The sequence below is a fragment of the Prochlorococcus sp. MIT 1223 genome, from assembly GCF_034092465.1.
GTDB lineage: Bacteria > Cyanobacteriota > Cyanobacteriia > PCC-6307 > Cyanobiaceae > AG-402-N21.
Genome location: NZ_CP139303.1, coordinates 1,708,174 through 1,729,700 on the forward strand (window position 1 = coordinate 1,708,174; position 21,527 = coordinate 1,729,700).

The following is a 21,527-nucleotide window of genomic DNA, read 5'->3' on the forward strand; positions in this document are numbered from 1 at the left end:
ATAATGAATTCTTATATTGGGTGAAAAAGAAGGTCTGGAACAAATCTATTGAATTCAACAATGATACTTGCTGTTATGAAAATCCAGATTGCAGCAACTACAGGAGCTGATCTGAACCATTTTGTATAGAAGATTTTGAGCATTGATTTAAAGAATAAAAGTTTTAAAGAAATAAATAAACTTGAAGATTTTTATCTAGGCCCATTGAGAGATACGTTTTTGTCACTTTCTCTAAGGTCCCCATTCTTGCCTTCTCTATTTGCATGTAATGGCCATGCGGCTCCTTTCTTGATGCATTCCCAAGCTATTTTTGTATCAATAATAATTTCGTATTCCGCTGCATTCTTTTGAGTCTTTGCATATCTTAAATACTCTCTTCCAGACCATCCAATAATGCCAGCTATATAGATAAACATTACCCCAGGAATTAATAAGTCTCCTTCATGACCTCTGTTAAGCAATGCCCCAAAAGGTTCAATCGGTGGTCCTATTAGTAGGTGAGGAAGTCCATCCTCTCCACAGGAAGCTTTGCTATATCGAGCAAATCTTGCAATGTCTTTGGGGGTTGTTGCGGCACTTGCTCTCGCTTGGAAACGTTCATTTTCAGAGCAAGGAGTTAATGCTGAAGTAGTGAATTCAGTTGAAGGCCTATCTTTATTTAGAGTGGCTCCTTTGGCAGCATTTGCTGTTGGAACAAAACCTACAAAGATTAAGGCTGATAGGAGAATGCCCAGAAGGCGACCTATTAGATTAAATTCTTTTTTCATTTGATTAGCTTTTTGTGAAGCTCTTCTATATAACAACTTAGATGAAATTTGTCTCCAAAATGCAAACAGTACTTGCGCTCGAAACAAGTTGTGACGAGTCAGCTGTTGCTGTGATGGGTTTAGAGCGAGGGAAAATTCATGTTTTAGCGAATTATATTTCTTCTCAAATTGATGAGCATACTAAATGGGGAGGTGTTGTCCCGGAAATGGCATCCCGTATTCATCTTGAGGTAGTGCCATCATTAATAGAAAAGGCATTAGCAAAATCGGGAAAGTCAATTACAGAAATTGATGCTATAGCAGCAACTGTTGCGCCTGGATTAGCTGGATCATTATTAATTGGTTCAGTATCAGGGAGGACATTAGCGTCTCTTTATGATCGAAGATTTATTGGAATACATCATTTAGAAGGACATCTTGCTTCTGTTCTTCTTTCAGACTCCCCCCCAAAACCTCCATTTTTGGTTCTTTTGGTAAGTGGAGGACACACGGAATTAATAAAAGTTGACTCGTTTAATAAATTCAATCGTTTGGGGCGAAGTCATGATGATGCAGCTGGAGAGGCTTTTGATAAAGTTGCAAGATTGCTTGGCCTTGGTTATCCAGGTGGACCTGTAATTGAAGAGATTGGTAAGAATGGTAATTCTAAAAGATTTTTGCTTCCAAAAGGCAGAGTCTCAAATCCTGAAGGTGGATTCTATCCTTATGATTTTTCTTTTAGCGGTCTCAAAACTGCCATGCTTCGTAAAATAGAAGAATTAAAATTGTCTCAGGAAGTTTTACCAGTAGAAGATCTTGCGGCTAGTTTTGAAAGAGTTGTTGCCGAAGTGCTAGTTGATAGAAGTCTTCGCTGTGCAAATGATCAAGGCCTTAAATGCTTGGTTATGGTAGGTGGTGTGGCTGCAAATTCTTGTTTGAGAAAGACTATGAGAGAAAGAGCTTTGAAGGATTCTATTGATGTTCATATCGCACCTAAGACTTTTTGTACTGACAATGCAGCAATGATAGGCACAGCCGGGTTATTGCGATTAGTATCTGGAGTGAAATCTTCTTTTGAATTAGGAGTCTCAGGACGCTTGCCATTAACTCAAGCGAATTCCTTGTATGACCAAACCCCTCCTTTTTAAAAGACGTAAAATTATTTGAGTTTCTCAGCTATGTACTCTGAATCAAAAAATAATTCACCCAATACTCAAAATGTTAGCAAGACAGAACTTAATTCATGGAGAAGAGGTTTTACTTACCAGGCTGAAATATGGAATGGCCGAATGGCTATAGCCGGTTTATTTCTGCTTTCTATCATTTTGTTTGCTGCTAATTACTTTTTTTCGGGATAAAAATTTTTAGTTTTCTCACTATCCTTTATCAAAAAGGTTATAAAGAGATATACCTATCTCATTTTCTTATAGTTATATAAGAGGAATTTTAATGTTTTACTAAATTATCTTCTTCATAATGATTGATAGCAAAATTAGTTTTTCGGGTATATACCTTATGAATGTTAATGAAGTGAGATTCAACTTTTTATGCGCCAGTATCTATGACGCCTGAGCGTCTTGGCCTTCTTTGGGGAATAACCGTTTTTGCAGGAGCGGGAGCAAGATTTTTGTCTTTAGTTACTGGATTACCAGGAGTGGTCTTGCTATTGCTATCTGGCTTGCTGATTGGTCGTTCAGGTCTTGGGTTAGTCGAACCACTCGACCTGGGAGAAGGATTGGAAATAATTGTTGGCCTATTAGTAAGCCTTGTTTTGTTTGACGGTGGATTAAATTTGCGGCTTCCAGGAGAAACAATTAAAGCAATTGTCATAAGAATTTCATTTATAAGACTATCTATTTCTTTGGCGGCAGGCCTTCTTGCGGCTCATTGGTTGGCAGGACTCGGATGGAATGTTGCTGCTGTTTATAGCGCAATTGTTTTAGCAACAGGCCCTACCGTGGTGACTCCTCTTGTGAAGCAAATACGGCTTGAATCTCCGTTAAGCGATGTTCTTGAGGCTGAAGGACTTGTACTTGAACCAGTGGGTGCTGTTTTAGCATTGCTTTTATTGGAACTATTAGTTGGAGACCTTCATGGTTGGAAAGAGGTTGCCTTAGGGCTTTTTGCAAGATTAGGAGGTGGAGTCTCTATTGGTTTGCTTACTGGTTGGATATTGTCCGAGTGTTTAAGAAGATTGCCCCCTGATCCATCTTTAGGTATTCGATTGCAATTAACCCTTGGTTTTCTTTTTCTTTTATATGGGATATCTGAATGGCTTTTACCAGAATCAGGATTACCTGCATCAGTAGCTGCTGGATTTGTAGTAGGCCGTAGGCCATCAACTAATGCAAATGAATTAGATGAACTTATTAGGCAATTAGCTCAACTTGCAATAACCATGCTTTTCCCTTTGCTTGCAGCAGATGTCTCTTGGGGAGAATTAAGTCCTCTTGGATGGGGTGGTGTTATATGTGTCCTTACTCTGATGGTGATAGTTAGACCGTTGGCAGTTAGTCTTGCAACTATTGGATTACCCCTAGATTTAAAGCAAAAATTATTTCTGGGCTGGCTTGCTCCTAGAGGTATTGTTACAGCGGCAGTTGCTTCTTTGTTTTCAATACGATTAGAGCAAGCAGGAGTTTTAGGTGCTGGACCATTACAAGGTCTGGTTTTTCTGACAATTCTTATGACGGTAGGGATACAAGGACTTACTGCACAGCCAATTGCAAATGCATTGGGCTTACTTAAAAAAGAAAAAACTTAAAAAATTATTTGATACTTTTTCTTAATCGATTTTTATCTTTATCTATTTGAGCTAATAAAGACCAGGTGGTTATTAGGTCAGGTCCTTGTAAATCTCCTAGGAGAGAAGCTCTTAGACTTTTCATGATAAGCCCCTTTTTGATTTTGAGAGAAGCAGAAATTTCTTGAATAAGACTTTTTGCTATTTGTATGTCTTTACCGTCCCATGGATTCTTTTCTAATTCTTCTAAAAGCGCTTTCAGAGAGCCTTTTGCTCCTTCACTCTCAAGTTGTTTGATCCCATCAGATTTTAATTCAGGTTCATTAAAGAATGGCTCTGATTGTTTTAATGAGTCTTGAAGAGTTATTAGTGATGGTCCTAAGAGTTTACTTAGCTCAATCCCCCAAGCTCGACTGGGAATTGTCCAACCAGCCTTTGCCCAAATAGTTTCTAACGATTCATATAAGATCTCAGGTTCCCATGAATGAATGACTTGAGAGTTCAGCCAATTAAGTTTGTCCCAGTCAAATTTTGCCCCTGCTTTATTTACACGTTTAAAACTAAATAATTCAGCAGCCTCTTCAATATTAAATCTTTCATTCATTCCTTCGGGTATTGACCACCCCAGTAAAGCCATGTAATTAGTCAAGGCTTCTGCTGTGTATCCCATATCTCTAAATTGATTTATAGAAGTAACCCCATCTCTTTTTGAAAGTTTTTTCCCTTCTGAATTAAGAATTAAAGGAGTATGAGCAAATTCAGGAATTCTAAGTCCTAAAGCTTTATAAAGGAGTATTTGTTTTGCTGTATTTGTTATATGGTCTTCACCTCTAATGACATGTGATATTTGCATTTCAGCATCGTCAATTACAACAACTAAGTTGTAAAGAGGCTCGCCAATCTCCATTGAGTTCGCTCTCCTGGAAATAACCATGTCTCCTCCCAAGTCTTCTCCTTTCCATTTCATTTGTCCTCTTACAAGGTCATTCCACTCAATTCTTTCTTCATCATTTATTCGAAAACGAATCACATAAGATCTTCCTTCAGTTATGAAATTTGCTTCATCTTCTTTACTGAGATCTCGATATCTATTGTCATATCGAGGAGCTTCTCCTCTCCTCTTCTGCGCTTCTCTCATCTCTTCAAGTTCTACTTCGGTTGCAAAACATCTGTAGGCATAACCTTCTTCAAGAAGTTTCTTAATGGCTTGTCTATGACAGTTGATACGTTCACTTTGAATTATTAAATCTTCATCCCATTGAAGATTTAGCCATTTTAGTCCCTGAAGAATATTTTCTAGGTGCTCTTGCTTCGATCTCTCTTTATCAGTGTCTTCTATCCTGAGTAAGAACTTCCCACTATTTTTTTTAGCAAAGAGCCAATTGAATAATGCTGTTCTAGCTGTTCCTATATGAAGAGTTCCAGTGGGACTAGGGGCAAGTCTTACTCGAACCGTCACGCTTGATTTTGTGAAGAACGGGACCGACGGGATTCGAACCCGCAACTTCCGCCGTGACAGGGCGGTGCTCTAACCAGTTGAACTACGGTCCCAGATGAACAATGCCCTAAGAGGGCTTTAGTTAATGAGTCTGGGTGGCTTGGATTGAAAAAAAAACATCCTAGAATGATTAATCTAATACCAGCGACTCTCTAACTAAGGAATTTGTGTTTTTTCAATAATTTTCAAGTAGCAAATGATTGATAAACGATGATCAATGTTTTTTGATTTGGATAAATAGCTCCTTTGAGAACGTAATCATGGAAATGAAATTTAAGGGCGAAATCCTGCAGGTTCTATTAACCGAACTTGATTTCCTCTTGCAGTGAATTCCCTACCTTGATCACTTTGAACAACAACTCTACCTCCAGATTTAACTCGAATTACTCTTGCTCGAACCCAGCCTAGTGCGGCTGATTCAAGGACTTTTACAACATCACCAGGTTGAAGATCTAACTCCATTCTTTAAACAAAGTAACTGCAGAGAGGGTGATCGAACGCGCCGTGGAGGACTCGAACCCCCGACATCAGGTTTTGGAGACCTGCGTTCTACCAACTGAACTAACGGCGCATTGTGAATACCCTCGGGTCATTATTTCAATAATGACATTTGGATGGACGAGGCCGAAACCTCAGCGGTCGAAGCGCTGCTTTACTCGAGTGGCTTTACCAACACGATCACGCAGGTAGAAAAGCTTCGCTCTTCTAACTTTACCTCGGCGTTCGACTTTTATAGAAGCTACTTGTGGGCTATGAACCATAAAAACTCTCTCTACGCCAATTCCTTGGAAAATTCTTCTAACAGTGATTGTTTGATTTAACCCTCCGTGCCTTTTTGCAATTATCACTCCTTCATAGGGCTGGACACGCTCTTTGTTTCCCTCGCTTATTTTTACCCCGACTTTAACTGTGTCGCCTACATATATCTCAGGAAGGTTTTGCTTTTCTTGAGATTTTTCGAATTCGCTAATGATCTCTTTTGGGCTGATTCTCTTCGGAGCATTGCTTTTGGTTCCCTGTGAAATACTCTTAGTAGCTTTAGAAGCTGACACTTTTTCAGTAGAGACCTTGGTTTCAGAGGCCTCAACGGCTTCTGTTTTTGCGGGAGTAGATTTTGAGTCTTCTGACATCACTGATCCTATTTTTTTCCAGATAATTATTGTAACTGCTAATTAATCAGTCTTGCCTAACTTTCTTTGCTTTTTAGAGAAAAATTTTCTGAAACTTGGCTTACCCTTTAGAGAGGCATTAAAAGAATTTTGTTTTGTATTGAATTAAGCAAAGATGATTCGCATCCGTAGCTTTTATGATTTCATTCAAATTAATGGCCATCAGCTTATTTAGTTCACTTTTTAACAAGTGTTTTGAATCTATTACTAGTGAGTAATATCTTCCTAAAAAATGTGATTTCAAATAATGGGATAAATTCTCTAGTTAAAGATGGCTAAGTCAAGCTGCCTGCTTTCTTAATCAGCACCTCTTTCCTTGTTTAACTGATTTTCTTGATGGCTTTCTGCGAGTGAGTTATAAATTATTTTTTCTTTATTCAAATTGAGCTATGCAAATTAATATTATAAAAATTTGGGAAATATGAATCTTTTTTCTGACCTACTAGCATCTTCCAATGGAAGCATTAGCAAAACTGGCCCTAGGATTCAGCAGAGAAGAGGGATAGAGCTTAAATCTCTACGCGAGATAAAGATAATGAGAGATGCCAGCAAAATAGTAGCTACGGTCCTAAAAGAAATTGAATCAATGGTTTCTCCTGGTATGACAACAGGAGATTTAGATGAATATGCTGAGCGAACAATTAGAGAAATGGGAGCAACTCCAAGTTTTAAGGGCTACCAGGGATTCCCTTCTAGTATTTGCGCAAGTATTAATAATGAAGTTGTTCATGGAATCCCTTCCTCGAAAAGAATTATAAAATCAGGAGATTTACTTAAAGTTGATACTGGCGCTTATTTTGATGGCTATCACGGAGATAGCTGTATAACTATTTGCGTAGGAGAGGTTTCGGAAATTGCTAAAGAGCTAAGTCGAGTTGCTCAAGAAGCTTTAAATGCTGGTATATCTAAAGTTAAGCCTAAAAACACTTTAATGGATATTGCTGGCGCAGTAGAAGACGTTGTAAAGGAGAATGGCTTTAGTGTTGTAGAGGACTACACCGGGCACGGGGTTGGTCGCAATCTTCATGAAGAACCATCTGTTTTTAACTTTAGAACTACAGATCTTCCAAATGTAACTTTGCGGCCTGGGATGACTCTTGCAATAGAACCTATTGTTAATAGTGGGAGTAAAGCCTGTAAAACCTTGAAAGATGGCTGGACAGTTGTAACTCAAGATGGGAGTCTTTCTGCTCAATGGGAACATACGGTCCTTGTTACAAGTAAGGGTTTTGAGATACTTACTGAAAGAAACAATTAGACCTAATTTCTTATTTATTGTTTATAAAACTAGTAAACCGGAAATAAATAAATCTTAAAACTTCAACAATAGGCATTATTAGATATGTAAATGGGTTTGGACTTATAATAATTAACTTTAAATTAAGTCCTGACAGATTTAATATTTGACGTGCTACGAATTCAGCATTCATTATGCCAATAGGATTGAGATTGGACTTAAAAGGACCTAAAATGATTTTTCGGATTGTCAGATAAGATTTCTTTCCTTTAGCTATATTACTCATTTTAATAGAAACTATTTGCCCTAAAAGCCTCTTGCTTATTTCATAAGTAGGACTAAAGGCTGGCTGTATTTCTGCTTCAGACGTATTAACCCAAACCTCACACCTTTTTGTTTGAGATGTATCTTTCTTGAGTAGTTCTTCAAAACGATCTAAAAAACGTAATGTGCTTAAAGCATTTATTTCCAAAGCCTTACTAATATCTTTATTTGTTTGTGATCCTTGAAGGTTAATTCCATGATTTAAAATTAAAATATCAAGAGAATTTAAAACATTATCTAATTCTTTTTCTTCTCCACACTTCCAATTAATTAATTCGTTTGGGGAATCTGATGTGAAGGAGTTATTGGATTTTTGATTGCTTGTTAATCCTACAACGTATGCACCTTTCTCTCTAAGCGTTTTAGTTAAGGCTTTCCCTAGGGTCCCAGAGATTCCAGTAATACCTATTCTGAGATCAGACCAACGAGAGGTATTTGGACTTGAAGAATTCATGAAATTCATTAAATCAATATGGATTGAGGTAATAGCTTTTTTGCGAGAAAAGATTATTGCCTCATTGAAAGCTCATATTTGAAATGCTTTCATAAAGTTGTGGATCTCCAAGCATTTATTTTCAATGCTGTTGAGGAATTTTTTTTAAATTATAAAATTAATAACTAATACTGTTTAGGAGTCCGGTCGTGGCAAAGACCTTGATGATCGGATCATGCGAGCCATTTAGTGGTAAATCCGCTTTGGTGCTTGGTATGGCAAGAAAGTGTATTGCTTCTCAAAAAAAAGTTAGATTTGGTAAGCCCCTTGCTACTACTGTTGAGTTGTTTTCGGAATCTGAATCTAGAAATTCCAAAATCATTGATGAAGACGTTCGATTTATTGGTAAGACTTTAGGCTTATCTGCAAAAGATTTAATACCTTCTGTAGATTATATATCTTCTGAAAGTTCTGAAAGTCGATTAATTGATTCAAACCTTCAACCTGGAATAAGATTTGAAGAATTTAAGGAAACATTATTAGACCCTATAGATGGAATAAATATTCTTGAAGGTGCTGGCAGCCTTCATGAAGGGTTGCTTTATGGATTAAGCCTTGTTGAATTAGTTAAAAGATTAGATATACCGGCTTTATTAGTTCATACTTGGCAAGACAGCAGAAGTGTTGATGATTTATTGGCTGCTAAGCAAGAGCTTGAAGAGCATTTTGTTGGTGTAGTACTGAATGGTGTTGACCCTAGTGAAATTAATAACATCCAAACTAAAGTAGTACCTGCTTTAGGTGCATTAGGTATAGAGGTGTTTGGAATTATGCCTCGTTCGCCTCTTTTAAGAAGCGTCACAGTAGAAGAGCTGGCCAGCAGATTGGAAGCAAGAGTTATTTGTTGTTCAGATAAATTGGAATTAATGGTTGAAACACTAAGTATCGGGGCAATGAGTGTTAATTCTGCAATGGAATTTTTTCGAAGGAGACGTAATATGGCTGTCGTAACTGGAGCGGATCGTACTGATTTGCAATTAGCTGCTTTGGAGGCTTCAACTCAATGTTTAATACTTACAGGAGCTGGCGAGCCTCTTCCTCAATTGGTTAACCGAGCAGAAGAACTAGAAGTTCCTTTATTACGAGTTGATAGAGATACTCTTTCTACTGTTGAGGTAATTGAAAATGCTTTTGGCCATGTGCGATTGCATGAATCGGTAAAAGCTACTTATGCCTTTCGTCTAGTGGAAGAGCATTGTGATTTAACTCGACTTTTCTCAAGACTAGAAACTCATTCATAAATTCATGCGCACTACTAGTTTCAATAAGTCTTTATGGGAATGTCCTTGAGTCGATCTATGGACCTCCCCTCTCTTGGCCGCGTTGATACGTTGGCTCAGGAGTTGGCCTTGTTACAAGACAAGGGAAAACGAAGAATTGCTTTCTTAGGGAGCAGGCATGTACCTGTAGTAGCCATTCATCTTGTGGAGTTGATAGCTAGATCTTTGGCGCAAGAAGGACATTCTTTGATCACATCAGGCTCTCAAGGTGTCAACGCTGCTGTAATACGAGCCGTTTTAGAGGTGGATTCTTCACTTTTAACAGTACTTTTACCTCAAAGTCTAGAAAGGCAAACCCCAGAGATTCGAGATCAATTAAGTAATGTATTGCATTTGATTGAGAAACCTGATAATGATGAGTTATCTCTTCCGATGGCTAGCAGCCTTTGCAACCAAGAGATTATCAGTCGCTGTGATCAGTTAATATGCTTTGCATTTCATGATAGTGAAACACTTTTAAGTAGTTGCAATAATGCTGAGGAAATGGGAAAGATAGTTAGCTTATTGTTTTTTGATTGAAACTTTTTGATGGGTGAAAAGAATATTTAGATATTTTTTATTTACATTTAATCATAACTTTTTATGAAGCCTTGAGTTAAGTTATTGATTTAATAAGAAAAATGATATAGGTCTATTCATAATATAATTTGAAAATTAGAATCCCAGATTAATTAAATGTCAGGAACTTATTCTTTTGATGTTGTCTCAGACTTTGATCGTCAGGAATTGATCAATGCAGTTGATCAATTAAATAGAGAGGTAGGTCAACGTTATGATCTTAAGGCTTCAAATACTGAAATTGATCTACAGGAAAATGAATTAATCATAATAACGGCAAGTGATATGACCTTGCAGGCTGTTGAAGCTATTTTAAGGCAAAAGGCAACTAAGAGAAATCTGTCTCTAAAGATATTTGACTTTCAATTACCTGAATCATCTTCGGGTAATCGTGTTAAACAAAAGATTTTATTAAAGAAAGGATTGTCACAGGAGATTTCCAAGAAAATAAGTAAAATTATTCGAGATAAGATTAAAAAGATAAATGTATCCATTCAAGGAGAATCTTTAAGAATTACTGGTAAAAATAAAGATGACTTACAGGAAGCAATTACTTTGTTAAGATCTCAAGAGGAAGAACTTGAAGTCCCTTTGCAATACGAAAATTTCAGGTAATCAAGTTAATTTATTAAGATCAATTTGTAGTCATATGGATTCTTTCCAGGAATTGGTTGATGAATTAGCTCAGAAGGTTATTAGACTGACTGATAAGCGAAATGAAGATCTTGATAGAGATTGTTGGATGGTTTTGCATGAATATCATCATGGAGTTAGACCTTCGGAATATGACATTAAGGAGGTCGACGAAGAACTTTATCTTGCAATCCTGAAAAGAGTCAGAGAATTGAACTGAATTACTGAAAGAAACTAAAAATTATCACAAATTCCACTAGTTATTCATAAAATTTGAATAGTTGAGTCTTCCAATGACAACCCCATTTCGTAACGTTACACCTAATGGACCTGGTGGTGCGACAACTCTTTTGTTGGTCCTTTCTTTTACGGGCTTCTTGCTGCTTACACAAGCTCTATTCGTTGTCCCAGCTGGAAAGGTGGCTGTGGTAACAACTCTTGGGAAAGTTAGTGGCAGGCCCAGAAATCCAGGCCTTAACTTTAAAGTTCCTTTCATTCAGGCCACTTATCCTTTTGACGTAAGAACTAAAGTTATACCAGAAAATTTTGAGGCGCTTACAAAGGATCTTCAAGTTATTGAGGCTACAGCAACTGTAAAATATGCAGTTAGGTCAAGTGAGGCTGGAAGAGTTTTTAGTACTATCTCTTATACTGATTCAGAAGTTTATCCTCGAATAATCAAGCCTTCTTTATTGAAAGCTTTGAAATCAGTTTTCTCAAAGTATGAGCTGGTTGCCATTGCAAGTAATTGGAGCGATATTTCTCGAATAGTAGAAGAGACAGTTGCTAAAGAATTAGATAAATTTGACTATGTAGATGTACAGGCTCTTGATTTAACTGGTTTACAAATAGCAGAAGAATATAGAGCAGCTATTGAACAGAAACAAATTGCTGAACAGCAGTTACTTAGGGCACAAACTGAAGTTAAAATTGCTGAGCAAGAAGCCCTAAGGTATGAGACTTTGACTCAAAGTCTTGATGATCAAGTTCTCTTTAAATTGTTCTTAGACAAGTGGGATGGAAAAACACAAGTAGTTCCGGCTTTGCCTGGTAATAAAGGTGGTGGAAATCCTGTTATTGTCGGCGGTAGAGGTAATTAATTATTACGCTAATTAAATCTTAAATACTAAAACTCGGCTTCTTTATTATGTAAGAAGCTGAGTTTTAGTATTTAATCATCGTTACTTTTTGATTTCAGAGAAGCACTCTTGAAAGCATTGTAAAGTGGAATTTATATCATCTTCAGAATGAGCAAGTGACGTGAAACCTGCTTCAAATGCACTAGGTGCTAGATAAATACCCTTTTCAAGTATTGCTCTATGAAGTTTTCCATATAATTCTGAATCGGCTGATTTTGCTTCCTCAAAGTTTCTTACCGGCCCTTCGCATAAATAGAAACCAAACATTGCGCTTATGCTGCTACCCGTTATAGGTATGCCTTCATCTTTTCCAGCTTGAACAATACCTTTGATAAGTCTTTGAGTTATTGATTCAAGCCTTTCGTATGAGCCTTCTTGTTTAAGAAGTTCTAGTGTTTTTATTCCAGCCGTCATTGCAAGTGGGTTTCCACTAAGAGTACCCGCCTGATACATGGGGCCTGCAGGTGCGACCATCGACATGATTTCTTTCTTCCCTCCATAAGCACCTACTGGCAGCCCACCGCCGATTACTTTGCCCATTGTTGTTAGATCTGGGATGACTCCAAAACGTTCTTGAGCCCCACCATAACTAATCCTAAATCCAGTCATTACTTCATCAAAAACAAGTAATGCCCCGTTCTCTTTAGTTAGCTCCCTAAGTCCTTCAAGGAATCCAGGCTCTGGTGTAATGAAACCAGCATTCCCAACAACTGGCTCAAGAATTACACCTGAGACTGCATCTGGGTTTTCTGCAAATAATTCTTTAACAGCTTCAAGATCGTTGTATGGAGCCGTCAAGGTGTTTGCCGTGGTGCTGCGTGGTACTCCTGGAGAGTCCGGCAGCCCCAAAGTTGCAACACCAGAGCCAGCCTTCACAAGAAACATGTCAGCATGTCCGTGGTAGCAGCCTTCAAACTTAATCACCTTATCCCTTCCTGTATAAGCTCTCATGAGCCTTAGGACTGCCATGCAGGCTTCTGTACCGCTATTGACGAAGCGAACCATCTCAATACTTGGAACAGCCTCTATAACCATCTCTGCTAATTGGTTCTCCAGTTCACATGGAGCCCCAAAGCTGGTTCCCTTCTCTAGGGCTTCTTGAAGAGCTGCAATTACTTCAGGATGAGCATGACCGCATATAGCAGGCCCCCAGCTCCCTACATAGTCGATGAAGCGATTTCCATCCACATCCCATGCATAAGGGCCTTTAACTCGATCAAAGACAATTGGATTGCCATTAACAGATTTAAAAGCTCTAACAGGAGAACTTACCCCCCCAGGCATTAGTTCTTTAGCAGCACTAAAGATTGCCTCTGAACGATTTGTGTTCAACGCGTTTGTCACGGCAACTATGCGATTGGGCTCATAAACACAGTTGGCCATATTGGCCTACAACAGTCTGATTCGTCTTTAATTAATTTGTAAGTTGTATAAATTTTATAGGTAATTTTTTGCTTCGTGACTTTTTTGCATAGATCCTTACAACTCATAATTCAAATCCATTACTGCTATTTCAAGGAATAATCTAATCTTTTCAATAAAATTTTTGAATTGTTTAAATCTTTTATTCTTCGTGTGATGATTTGAGAATAGAAAGTCACAATTTCAAGTGAAATACGGAAAAGAGTCCTCAAGATCTTCTGCGGGCCAGTTGATTTCAACAACTACAGGTGCATGATCGCTTGGTTTTAAATTAGATCTCACTTTTTTGTGAATTTTGCAGCTTTTTGCATTTTGAATGAGTTCTTCGCTGAGATAAATCTGATCAATTCTCCACCCTTTATCTCTTTCCCACGCAGAGCTGCGATAATCCCACCAGCTCCAATGCCCAGAATGAGGTTCAAATATTCTAAAAACATCTTCTAATCGTTTATTCAATAAATCACGAAGACATTTTCTTTCTAATTCACTGGCCATTATTGAACCAGTTAATTTTTCTGGATTATGAATATCTCTATCATCTGGTGCGATATTGATGTCTCCTAAAAGACAAAGAGGCTCTTCTCTTTTTGATTGAGCTTCTAGATATTTTTTCATGCATTTAAGCCATTTTATTTTGTAGTCATATTTGTCAGAATTCACAGATGATCCATTGGGAACATATATGTTTACTATTCGAATTCCTTCTATTAATGCACTAATAACTCTTTTTTGCTCACTTAGTTTTTCAGCTTCATCATTATTTTTTAATTCATCTTTAATTCCAAATCTCACGTCATTAAGTGGTTCCTTACTGAGAAGAGCTACTCCATTATAAGATTTTTGACCATGAAAATAAGTGTGATAACCATATTCTTCAAATTGTTCTTTAGGGAAAGACTTATCTTCAACCTTTGTCTCTTGCAGGCAAAGTAGATCAGGATTAACTTCCTTAATCCAGTCCATGACTTGAGGCAAGCGAGTTCGTATTGAATTAACATTCCAGGTTGCAATTAACACAGCTCAAGATTGGGAAATCAGGTAATATGATATTGAATTTTATCCAAGAAAAATCAAGGTTAAACTCATAACACATGAAATATTCTCTAAAAGCACTCTTAATTTCTCAAGGGTTAATGGTTATTTTTAGTTTTTTTCAAAGTAGTTCCATGGCGTCTCAATTAGGTTCTTATTCGGGAAACAAGGATATTCATGAAAATCATGCAGGAGAAAGGACCAATGAATCTGTTTTACCTCAGAACCCATTTGAATTGATGCATATATTGAGGAAAGCTTCTGCACTTGATGATGCAACGAGTCCAGAAGATGCCATTGATCAGGCTTTAGAAGGTTTCTATGATAATTATTCACAGATTGAACAATCTGTGAATAATTAATTGAAACTGAGAAATTATCAAAAGCTAGCTAAATTGTTAGTTGGGCAAACAATGTCCCCTTTATTTTGATGCGCAATCATCCGATTCCACCAGTTACAGAACCTTTGCAATATCGAGCCATAGGCATCGTTAGAGGATTCTATAAGCCAGAAGATAAAGATCAATTTAATCGAGGAAAATTAATTGACTTGCAAGGGGAAGAGATTGATTCGGTGGTTTTAGGACGAGTAATTACTTTGATGCGTAGGCATATCTCTATAGAAAAACCACATCTTTGGGTCGTGTATCCTCGGTGCCGTGAAGCAGGACATCTTCATTTGCAGATAAGTGGAATATGGGAACCGAGCACACTGGATAAGACAGATATCAAATCTCAGAATAATGAAAATCAAAGTATTTTGAATCGTAGAGATGTTTTTGATGAATTACCAGAAGGCGATGATTATTTTTCCATTAGAGGCGATTTGATTTTTACTAGACCTGAAAACAATGAAGCAATAGTTAAGATCAGGCAAAAAAATAAGAATAATGGAAGGAAATCTGTACCATTTAAAATTATTTTAGAAGGGAATATACCAATCGATGGATTAAGGAATTTTGTAAGTCTTAATATTAGAAGAAATGGACAAAGTTTAGTAGTTGAAGATTATCAATTACTAGGTCCTAGTATAAGTAAAATAAGGAAGAGTGGAGTTAGAAAAAATCCAGTTCAAAAGAAAAAGGGGAAGTTATAAAAGATGCTTAAAAATATAAGATTAATAATCTCTAGAAATTTAATTTCTAGATGAATAATTTTAATTATTAATAAAAAGATCTTATCATGAAAAATCTTTATCTCGAGTGTCCAATAGGTATATCTGGAGATATGTTTTTAGCAGCTTTAATTGACTTGGGATTTCCAGAAAACTTGCTCAAAGATGAAGTAAAAAAAATAGGATTAAATAAATCTTTTAAACTAGAAGTAATAGAATCTAAAAGCTATGGATTAAGAGGAAAGAAGATTGATATCGAAAAAATTAAGACTTTACCCTCTATAAAAAGTTGGCTAACTATAGAAAAAGAAATTAATAGTCTTCGAATAAAGGATTCCGTAAAAGTAAATATTTTAAATGTTTTTAAGGAAATCGCTTTAGCAGAATCTGTCGTTCACGGATGTGAACTTAGTGATGTCCATTTTCATGAATTAGCCTCTATTGAAACTCTTGTAAATATTTTTGGAGTATGCCTAGCAATTGATTTTTTTAAGCCAAAAAATATTTATTGCACACCTCCGGTAGTTGGCTCAGGGAATATTAAAACGGCTCATGGTGTCATGCCCGTACCAGTCCCTTGCGTTATGGAAATAGCAAAGAGAAATAACATTCAATTGTCTGGTGGAAGTGATTCGCCTGAATCCGAATTAACTACTCCAACTGGGATTGCCTTGCTCAGTGTTTTTGTAGATGAATTCAAGCAACCTTCTTCTATTAAAATTTCATCGATAGGAATTGGCTTAGGCAAAAAAGATTTCTGCAGGCCAAACTTCTTAAGATTAAGTCAAATTGATAATGTGAACCTTGGAAAACAAGACAAATTAATCCCTAAACTATCTTGGGAGATACTGATAGTTCAAGAGGCCTGGATAGATGATAGTTCTCCAGAAGACCTGGCGGATTTAATAACTAAGTTGCGAAAAGGAGGCGCTCTTGATGTGATTTCTTACCCAGTCCAAATGAAAAAAGGTAGGCAAGGTATGAATATTCAAGCAATTTTATATTCTAATTTAGCTGAGGAACTTAGAATGATTTGGTTCTCTCAAGGCACAACAATAGGATTAAGAGAAACTGAGATTGGTCGATGGGTCTTACCCCGCAGAAAAGGAGTTTGCTTTACTAGATTTGGGGAAATCAAAGTTAAACAAGTGAAGAGACCTAATGGGGAATTAACGATAAAGCCTGAACATAATGATTTACTCAAGATAAGCAAAGAAACTGACAAGTCTCCAGATCAAATTAGAAAGGAAATGTTTCAATCATTAGAGAATTTTGTCCCATCCGAAGATTGGTCTTTCGAATAATAAAAATAAACAGATGATCCTAAGAATATATTATATTTTCAAGATTCTTTTTTCAAAAATTAATCTTAAAATATTATTTTCAACTTTAAGCTTTTTGTTCTTAGGATATTCAATTTCAATTAATTTGTCAAAACTATTGGAACTATCTTTAGATAGTTCTGTTTTTATGCTTATGATATTTTCAACTTTATTGACATCGCTAAGTTTGATAGCCAATGCTTTAGCTTGGAAGCTTTTGCTAGAAGCTAATGCTGGTAAGAATATTAGAATTAATCTTGTAGCTTTATTTCTCAAAACAAATATATTTAAATATATACCCGGCGGTATTTGGCATTTTGTAGAACGTATTAGAATCTTAAAAGCTGATTTACCTTTTTCAAGGTCAATATTAATAATAGCTATTGAGCCATTCTTAATGATACTTTCGGCTTCTATATGGATACCTATGGGTGATCTACCTTTATATATAAAATTTTTCTCCATACTACCCTTTTGTATAATTTACCCTCCTATTCGAAAAGGTATATTCTTTTATTTGCAAAGAAATGTATATAATAAACTTCGTAAGATAGATGATATGGAAGATACATTTTTAAATATAGATATTCATAATTCATATTTATTTAAAATACCATTTAGGCCATTTATAGTGGAGATGGTTTTTATCTTATTAAGATTTTTAGGTTTTTGGCTCTGTCTGAAAGCTTTTTCGATTGCACCAGACCTTGGGTTCTTAAACTGGCTGTCAATATTTTCTTTAGCTTGGATTATAGGATTAGTTGTACCTGGCGCGCCAGGAGGTATAGGGGTTTTCGAGTCTATTATTTTATTGATAACGACAAAGCAAGAATTAGGTGCTTCTTTGATATCATCATTACTTTGCTACAGAGTTGTATCAACGATTTCTGATGTCTTAACTTATTCTTTAATTAGAGTTAACAATAGATTTAATGAGTTATTTAAATTAGTTAGATAGATTCTTGCTTTTGTTGGAGTGGATTTCTCCAAGACTTGGAATTAAGGCTAAAGAAGCAATTAAGCCTATTATTAAAATTAACATTGCAGGTATTATTGCTTCAGCCATCCTTTCGTCCCCAGCATATTGAAATATTCTTACTGAAAGAGTATCAAAATCGAATGGCCTGAGTACAAACGTTAAAGGCAGTTCTTTTAATGTGTCTACAAATACTAGAAGTGATCCAACCAACATTGGACCTTTTAGAAGAGGCAGATGAATCTTTTTAAGTACTCTTGGCCATCTAGAACCTAGGTTTACAGCTGCCTCATCTAGATTTGGATGCATGCGTTCAAAAGAGGAATCAATGCCTCCTTTCGCTACAGCCAGAAATCTCACACTATAACCCCAGATTAGTAGTAGAAATGGTGGAAATCGCAATGCTGAATTACTAAAGGAAAGAAGAGCCATTGCCATTACTACTCCTGGTATTGCATAGCCTATTCCTGATAGAAAAGTTATGAGATTAATAAATCTACTCTTTGCCCATCTTTTTGAAATTGCCAATAAGATAGCTGAAGATAATGTAATTAATGAAGTTACTAAACCAAGTAAAATACTTCTAATAGTTATTGAAAAAAGATCAACATCTAAACTTTTTATTAGTTGATCACTATTTATAAGGCACCAGAAAATCGGAATTCCCAGAGTAAAAGTAGGAGCTATTATTCCAATAAATTGAGAGAGAATTGCTCTAATACCTTTAAGTTCCCACTCTGGAGCTTCACCTCCTGCAATTCCTTCATTCCATCTTCTGCTTCTTCTTCTAAGAATTCGTTCAAAAGTAATTAACCCAATAACAATAAGCAGAGCTATTAATGCAAGGCCAATTGCTCCTGATGGATTATTTTCCGACATCCAATTCTCTACTATGCCTGCAGAAATTGTTGGAATATTCAGTAGCTGAACAGCTCCGAGTTCATTGATTATCTCCATTCCCATAAGAGCAATTCCTGCTCCTATTGCGGGTATAGCCATAGGTAATGCTATGCGAAAAAAACTTTTCCAAGGACCTATACCCATGCTTCGGCATGCTTCTAATTGTCTTTTCCCAGAGATAGAAAAACTTTCTGTACTTAGAAGATAAACATATGGATATGTTGTAAATGCCATTATTAATACTCCCCATGGAAGTCCATAAATTCTTATTGAATTAATACTCCCTAAGTCAATTAAAGTTGCGGATAAAAGATATGCAGGAGTAGCTAAAGGTATTAATTGAGCAATCCTAAGTAATTTGCGTCCAGTAAATCTACAATTGGAGTGAAGCCAGCCATTTACTGTTCCAATAATTGCGCCCAAGGTTGAAGAAAAAACAAATAGTATAAATGTTCCTTTTATTTGATCGGCACCATCTATACCTAGATTTACAGATCCATTTTTAATACCATTAACCCCTTCACTAATAAGATTAACTAATGGGAATAATGCTATTAGAGCAACAATAATAGTTAATATATACAGAATAGATCTGTCTTGTATGAAACTCCTACGTAAAAAGTATTTATTAGATCTTCTTGCTTTTAGGTTATTACTCTTCACTTTAAATACACTTATATAACTATTATAGAAAATCTTAACTAATTTTTCTATCTATACAATTATTTAATTGCTCTTTGATCTTGTCTTGATCTAAATTTTTTCCAATTAAAACCAATTGATTTCTTCGCTCTCCTTGCCAGTCGCTATCATCTATAGAGAATCTCTTCCCTGCTAAATGAAAGACATGTCTTCTTTCACTTTCGTTAAACCATAATATACCCTTTGCTCTAAAAACTTCGATTGGAATTTGGTTGTCTAGAAAATCCTGAAACTTTCTTAAGGAAAATGGTTTTTCTGTTTTAAAAGATACCGAGGAGAATTCATGTTTTATATGATTGTGACTGTGCTCAGCATGATTATGCTCATGAGTGCAATGACCGTGTAAGTGATCGCAATTGCCATGATCTTCTGATTCTTTCTCTTGATTGCTATAAACAAAATCAGTTTCAAAAAGGCCAACACTAAGTAGTAGTGAAAGGGAAACTTCACCTTTTATACTCCTTAGGATACGAGCTCCATGTTTTATTCCTTTTAGCTCGCTTTCAATATTGAAAAGTCTTTTTTCATCAACTAAATCACATTTATTTAATAACAAAATATCTCCATAAATAATTTGAGCACGTCCGACTTCGCTATTGACTAATTCTTTATTGAAGTTCTCAGCATCGATTAAAGTAATGATTGAATCAAGACGTGTTGCTTCTCTAAGTTCACTCCCAAGGAAGGTCATTGCAACTGGTAAGGGATCTGCTATACCAGTTGTTTCTACAACTATATAGTCTATTGAGTCAGCTCTTGTTAAAATACCCTTAATTGCATCGAGTAATTCCCCATTAATTGAACAACAAATACACCCATTACTTAATTCAATTGTGTTTTCTCCGGTCGAAACAATAAGGTCATTATCTATCCCTATCTCTCCAAATTCATTTACTAGAACAGCCGTCTTTAATCCTTCTTGATTGCTAAGTATATGATTAAGTAAAGTCGTTTTTCCTGCACCAAGGAAACCAGTTAATATTGTTACTGGTATTCCAAGTTTTTTATCTTCATAACAAGTATTATTTTGATTGCCCATGTTTTAAATAAATTAGAAGAGTAAATAAATTTATTAAGGAGAAAATATAAATTGGATTATAAAATAGTTTTTGTAATTAGTTATGCATTAGGTTATCAATACTTGAGGCGAGTTTAACATCAAGATTGCTTAACCCCTTTAAATCATGAGTTGTTAACTCAATTTTTACTTTAGAGTATACATTCTTCCACTCTGGATGATGATTCATCTTCTCAGCTATTATTGCCACTTTAGTCATAAATGCAAAAGCTTCAATAAAATTAGAGAAGTTGAATACACGTTTAATTACTTTGTCTGATACTTCCCAATTTGGGAGTTTGCTTGGAATTAAATCTATCTCTTCAGGAGTTAGTAACAAGGCTTGCATCTTTAAATATTTTCTATGTATAACTATTTTGGCTGGAAATTTGCTGATTTAATAAAATTTACTAAATAATTTTATTCTTAAGATATTTCTCCAATTGAATGAAAGTTTAACTTCCTTGTACTACCTTGATGACGATGTTCCCATAAATAAATTGCTTGCCAAGTACCTAGAACTAATTTTCCCTCATTTATACTCATGCTGATATTGCTAGATGTAAGCATTGTTCTTATATGAGCGGGCATATCATCAGGACCTTCTTCGTAATGAAGATATCTCTGGGGCTTTTTGTCTCCATTAATAGACATGAACGTATCTTCAGGAACAATAGCCCTCATATAGTTAGAAAGATCTTTTAAAACATTAGGATCTGCATTTTCGTTTATTATCAGACTACAACTAGTATGTTTTGTTGATATTACTAATATAGCTTTATTTAATTTATTTTTATCGATCCAATCTTCTACTGTAGGTGTTATGTTAGTAAAACCTTCTTTATAAGTTTTAAAATTAATTTCGGAGAAAAATTGTTTCACAATAAATAGTAAATTAATTTCAGATTTACTCTGGTATTAATTTACTATTTATGATGATTTAAATGCATTTTTGAATTAATTTGAGGCATGATTCCATGACTCTCTGCAAGATTCTTTAATGACTTTGTTCCACAAATTGCACTTAAGGCTATTGCTACTAAGGAGGCTGTACTTATAAATTGAAGAACGATTGGAAGGTGAGTATTCAGCTTGTCTCTGAAGTTTGTCATAAGATCAACTTTTTAGTAAGGATTTATACTATTAATCTAACCATAATAAGAGAGGAAATGGGAAGGATTT

At 35.8% G+C, this 21,527-nt stretch carries 26 protein-coding genes, 2 tRNA genes and 1 pseudogene; 13 read left to right on the forward strand and 16 right to left on the reverse strand.

The window, feature by feature from the left end:
• Positions 1 to 11 precede the first annotated feature (11 nt).
• On the reverse strand, positions 12 to 143 hold the full coding sequence (gene psaJ / locus SOI85_RS09230; RefSeq protein ID WP_320664096.1) for a photosystem I reaction center subunit IX: 132 nt from the start codon (positions 141 to 143) through the stop codon (positions 12 to 14).
• Positions 144 to 191: 48 nt separating this feature from the next.
• A complete protein-coding gene (locus SOI85_RS09235) occupies positions 192 to 746 on the reverse strand; it encodes a Photosystem I reaction center subunit III (RefSeq protein ID WP_320665172.1) in 555 nt (184 codons plus the stop codon).
• 80 nt (positions 747 to 826) lie between these two features.
• On the opposite strand from SOI85_RS09235, the gene tsaD reads away from it, so the two are divergent.
• The 3 genes from tsaD to SOI85_RS09250 all read left to right on the forward strand — a co-directional run bounded on the left by tsaD (position 827) and on the right by SOI85_RS09250 (position 3,510).
• Positions 827 to 1,894 carry a tRNA (adenosine(37)-N6)-threonylcarbamoyltransferase complex transferase subunit TsaD gene (gene tsaD / locus SOI85_RS09240; RefSeq protein ID WP_320664097.1) on the forward strand — a complete coding sequence of 356 codons (1,068 nt, stop codon included), beginning with the start codon at positions 827 to 829 and terminating at the stop codon, positions 1,892 to 1,894.
• A gap of 30 nt (positions 1,895 to 1,924) precedes the next feature.
• Positions 1,925 to 2,104, forward strand: a complete 180-nt coding sequence (locus SOI85_RS09245) for a high light inducible protein (protein WP_320664098.1) — start codon at positions 1,925 to 1,927, stop codon at positions 2,102 to 2,104.
• A gap of 203 nt (positions 2,105 to 2,307) precedes the next feature.
• The gene (locus tag SOI85_RS09250; protein WP_320664099.1) at positions 2,308 to 3,510 is read left to right on the forward strand and encodes a cation:proton antiporter; all 1,203 of its coding nucleotides are present in this window, start codon (positions 2,308 to 2,310) and stop codon (positions 3,508 to 3,510) included.
• 4 nt (positions 3,511 to 3,514) lie between these two features.
• Here the strand turns inward: SOI85_RS09250 and gltX are convergent, their stop codons facing one another.
• The 5 genes and pseudogenes from gltX to rplS all read right to left on the reverse strand — a co-directional run.
• Entirely contained in the window at positions 3,515 to 4,948 is a 1,434-nt protein-coding gene (gene gltX / locus SOI85_RS09255; RefSeq protein ID WP_320664100.1) for a glutamate--tRNA ligase, read from the reverse strand.
• An 18-nt stretch (positions 4,949 to 4,966) separates the two neighbouring features.
• A tRNA-Asp gene (locus tag SOI85_RS09260) sits at positions 4,967 to 5,040 on the reverse strand.
• Between the two features lie 220 nt (positions 5,041 to 5,260).
• The gene (locus tag SOI85_RS09265) at positions 5,261 to 5,449 is read right to left on the reverse strand and encodes a hyperconserved protein Hcp (protein WP_006043540.1); all 189 of its coding nucleotides are present in this window, start codon (positions 5,447 to 5,449) and stop codon (positions 5,261 to 5,263) included.
• 36 nt (positions 5,450 to 5,485) lie between these two features.
• Positions 5,486 to 5,558: transfer RNA gene (locus SOI85_RS09270), tRNA-Trp, on the reverse strand.
• A gap of 61 nt (positions 5,559 to 5,619) precedes the next feature.
• A pseudogene (rplS, locus tag SOI85_RS09275) lies at positions 5,620 to 6,009 on the reverse strand (50S ribosomal protein L19); the annotation flags it as partial.
• A 568-nt stretch (positions 6,010 to 6,577) separates the two neighbouring features.
• Here rplS and map point away from each other — a divergent pair.
• Positions 6,578 to 7,414 carry a type I methionyl aminopeptidase gene (map, locus tag SOI85_RS09280; RefSeq protein ID WP_320664102.1) on the forward strand — a complete coding sequence of 279 codons (837 nt, stop codon included), beginning with the start codon at positions 6,578 to 6,580 and terminating at the stop codon, positions 7,412 to 7,414.
• 10 nt (positions 7,415 to 7,424) lie between these two features.
• Here the strand turns inward: map and SOI85_RS09285 are convergent, their stop codons facing one another.
• A complete protein-coding gene (locus SOI85_RS09285) occupies positions 7,425 to 8,171 on the reverse strand; it encodes an SDR family oxidoreductase (RefSeq protein ID WP_320664103.1) in 747 nt (248 codons plus the stop codon).
• Between the two features lie 188 nt (positions 8,172 to 8,359).
• Here SOI85_RS09285 and SOI85_RS09290 point away from each other — a divergent pair, with 188 nt between their 5' ends.
• The 5 genes from SOI85_RS09290 (at position 8,360) to SOI85_RS09310 (ending at position 11,781) form a co-directional block, all read left to right on the forward strand.
• A complete protein-coding gene (locus SOI85_RS09290; RefSeq protein ID WP_320664104.1) occupies positions 8,360 to 9,451 on the forward strand; it encodes a phosphotransacetylase family protein in 1,092 nt (363 codons plus the stop codon).
• Positions 9,452 to 9,490: 39 nt separating this feature from the next.
• Complete coding sequence (locus SOI85_RS09295; protein WP_320664105.1) at positions 9,491 to 10,009, forward strand: DNA recombination-mediator protein A; 519 nt, start codon at positions 9,491 to 9,493, stop codon at positions 10,007 to 10,009.
• Positions 10,010 to 10,165: 156 nt separating this feature from the next.
• Positions 10,166 to 10,663, forward strand: a complete 498-nt coding sequence (locus tag SOI85_RS09300) for a YajQ family cyclic di-GMP-binding protein (protein ID WP_320664106.1) — start codon at positions 10,166 to 10,168, stop codon at positions 10,661 to 10,663.
• Between the two features lie 34 nt (positions 10,664 to 10,697).
• Positions 10,698 to 10,901 carry a hypothetical protein gene (locus tag SOI85_RS09305; RefSeq protein ID WP_320664107.1) on the forward strand — a complete coding sequence of 68 codons (204 nt, stop codon included), beginning with the start codon at positions 10,698 to 10,700 and terminating at the stop codon, positions 10,899 to 10,901.
• Between the two features lie 73 nt (positions 10,902 to 10,974).
• On the forward strand, positions 10,975 to 11,781 hold the full coding sequence (locus SOI85_RS09310; RefSeq protein ID WP_320664108.1) for a prohibitin family protein: 807 nt from the start codon (positions 10,975 to 10,977) through the stop codon (positions 11,779 to 11,781).
• Between the two features lie 81 nt (positions 11,782 to 11,862).
• Here SOI85_RS09310 and hemL read toward each other — a convergent pair whose 3' ends face one another.
• Both hemL and xth read right to left on the reverse strand, forming a co-directional pair.
• Entirely contained in the window at positions 11,863 to 13,203 is a 1,341-nt protein-coding gene (hemL, locus tag SOI85_RS09315) for a glutamate-1-semialdehyde 2,1-aminomutase (RefSeq protein ID WP_320664109.1), read from the reverse strand.
• Positions 13,204 to 13,425: 222 nt separating this feature from the next.
• Positions 13,426 to 14,259: an exodeoxyribonuclease III gene (gene xth, locus SOI85_RS09320; protein ID WP_320664110.1), complete on the reverse strand. Its 834-nt coding sequence runs from the start codon at positions 14,257 to 14,259 to the stop codon at positions 13,426 to 13,428.
• Positions 14,260 to 14,333: 74 nt separating this feature from the next.
• Between xth and SOI85_RS09325 the strand changes: the two genes are divergently transcribed.
• From SOI85_RS09325 to larC, 3 genes are all read left to right on the forward strand, one after another.
• The gene (locus tag SOI85_RS09325) at positions 14,334 to 14,636 is read left to right on the forward strand and encodes a hypothetical protein (RefSeq protein WP_320664111.1); all 303 of its coding nucleotides are present in this window, start codon (positions 14,334 to 14,336) and stop codon (positions 14,634 to 14,636) included.
• A gap of 68 nt (positions 14,637 to 14,704) precedes the next feature.
• Positions 14,705 to 15,370 (forward strand): hypothetical protein, encoded by a 666-nt coding sequence (locus SOI85_RS09330; protein WP_320664112.1) that lies wholly within the window; start codon positions 14,705 to 14,707, stop codon positions 15,368 to 15,370.
• An 86-nt stretch (positions 15,371 to 15,456) separates the two neighbouring features.
• A complete protein-coding gene (gene larC, locus SOI85_RS09335) occupies positions 15,457 to 16,692 on the forward strand; it encodes a nickel pincer cofactor biosynthesis protein LarC (protein WP_320664113.1) in 1,236 nt (411 codons plus the stop codon).
• Positions 16,693 to 16,722: 30 nt separating this feature from the next.
• On the opposite strand, the gene SOI85_RS09340 is transcribed toward larC, so the two are convergent.
• Positions 16,723 to 17,175, reverse strand: a complete 453-nt coding sequence (locus SOI85_RS09340; protein WP_320664114.1) for a hypothetical protein — start codon at positions 17,173 to 17,175, stop codon at positions 16,723 to 16,725.
• Positions 17,176 to 17,269: 94 nt separating this feature from the next.
• Between SOI85_RS09340 and SOI85_RS09345 the strand changes: the two genes are divergently transcribed.
• Positions 17,270 to 17,668: a hypothetical protein gene (locus SOI85_RS09345; RefSeq protein WP_320664115.1), complete on the forward strand. Its 399-nt coding sequence runs from the start codon at positions 17,270 to 17,272 to the stop codon at positions 17,666 to 17,668.
• Here the strand turns inward: SOI85_RS09345 and SOI85_RS09350 are convergent.
• The 5 genes from SOI85_RS09350 to SOI85_RS09370 form a co-directional block, all read right to left on the reverse strand.
• Positions 17,657 to 19,249 (reverse strand): iron ABC transporter permease, encoded by a 1,593-nt coding sequence (locus tag SOI85_RS09350; protein ID WP_320664116.1) that lies wholly within the window; start codon positions 19,247 to 19,249, stop codon positions 17,657 to 17,659. The two genes, SOI85_RS09345 and SOI85_RS09350, sit on opposite strands and share 12 nt — an antisense overlap.
• A gap of 34 nt (positions 19,250 to 19,283) precedes the next feature.
• Positions 19,284 to 20,327 (reverse strand): GTP-binding protein, encoded by a 1,044-nt coding sequence (locus tag SOI85_RS09355; RefSeq protein WP_320664117.1) that lies wholly within the window; start codon positions 20,325 to 20,327, stop codon positions 19,284 to 19,286.
• Positions 20,328 to 20,403: 76 nt separating this feature from the next.
• Complete coding sequence (locus SOI85_RS09360; protein ID WP_320664118.1) at positions 20,404 to 20,694, reverse strand: 4a-hydroxytetrahydrobiopterin dehydratase; 291 nt, start codon at positions 20,692 to 20,694, stop codon at positions 20,404 to 20,406.
• Positions 20,695 to 20,771: 77 nt separating this feature from the next.
• Positions 20,772 to 21,227 (reverse strand): secondary thiamine-phosphate synthase enzyme YjbQ, encoded by a 456-nt coding sequence (locus SOI85_RS09365; RefSeq protein ID WP_320664119.1) that lies wholly within the window; start codon positions 21,225 to 21,227, stop codon positions 20,772 to 20,774.
• A gap of 44 nt (positions 21,228 to 21,271) precedes the next feature.
• Positions 21,272 to 21,457, reverse strand: coding sequence for a hypothetical protein (locus tag SOI85_RS09370; protein WP_320664120.1), 186 nt, complete (start codon positions 21,455 to 21,457; stop codon positions 21,272 to 21,274).
• Between the last annotated feature and the right edge of the window lie 70 nt (positions 21,458 to 21,527).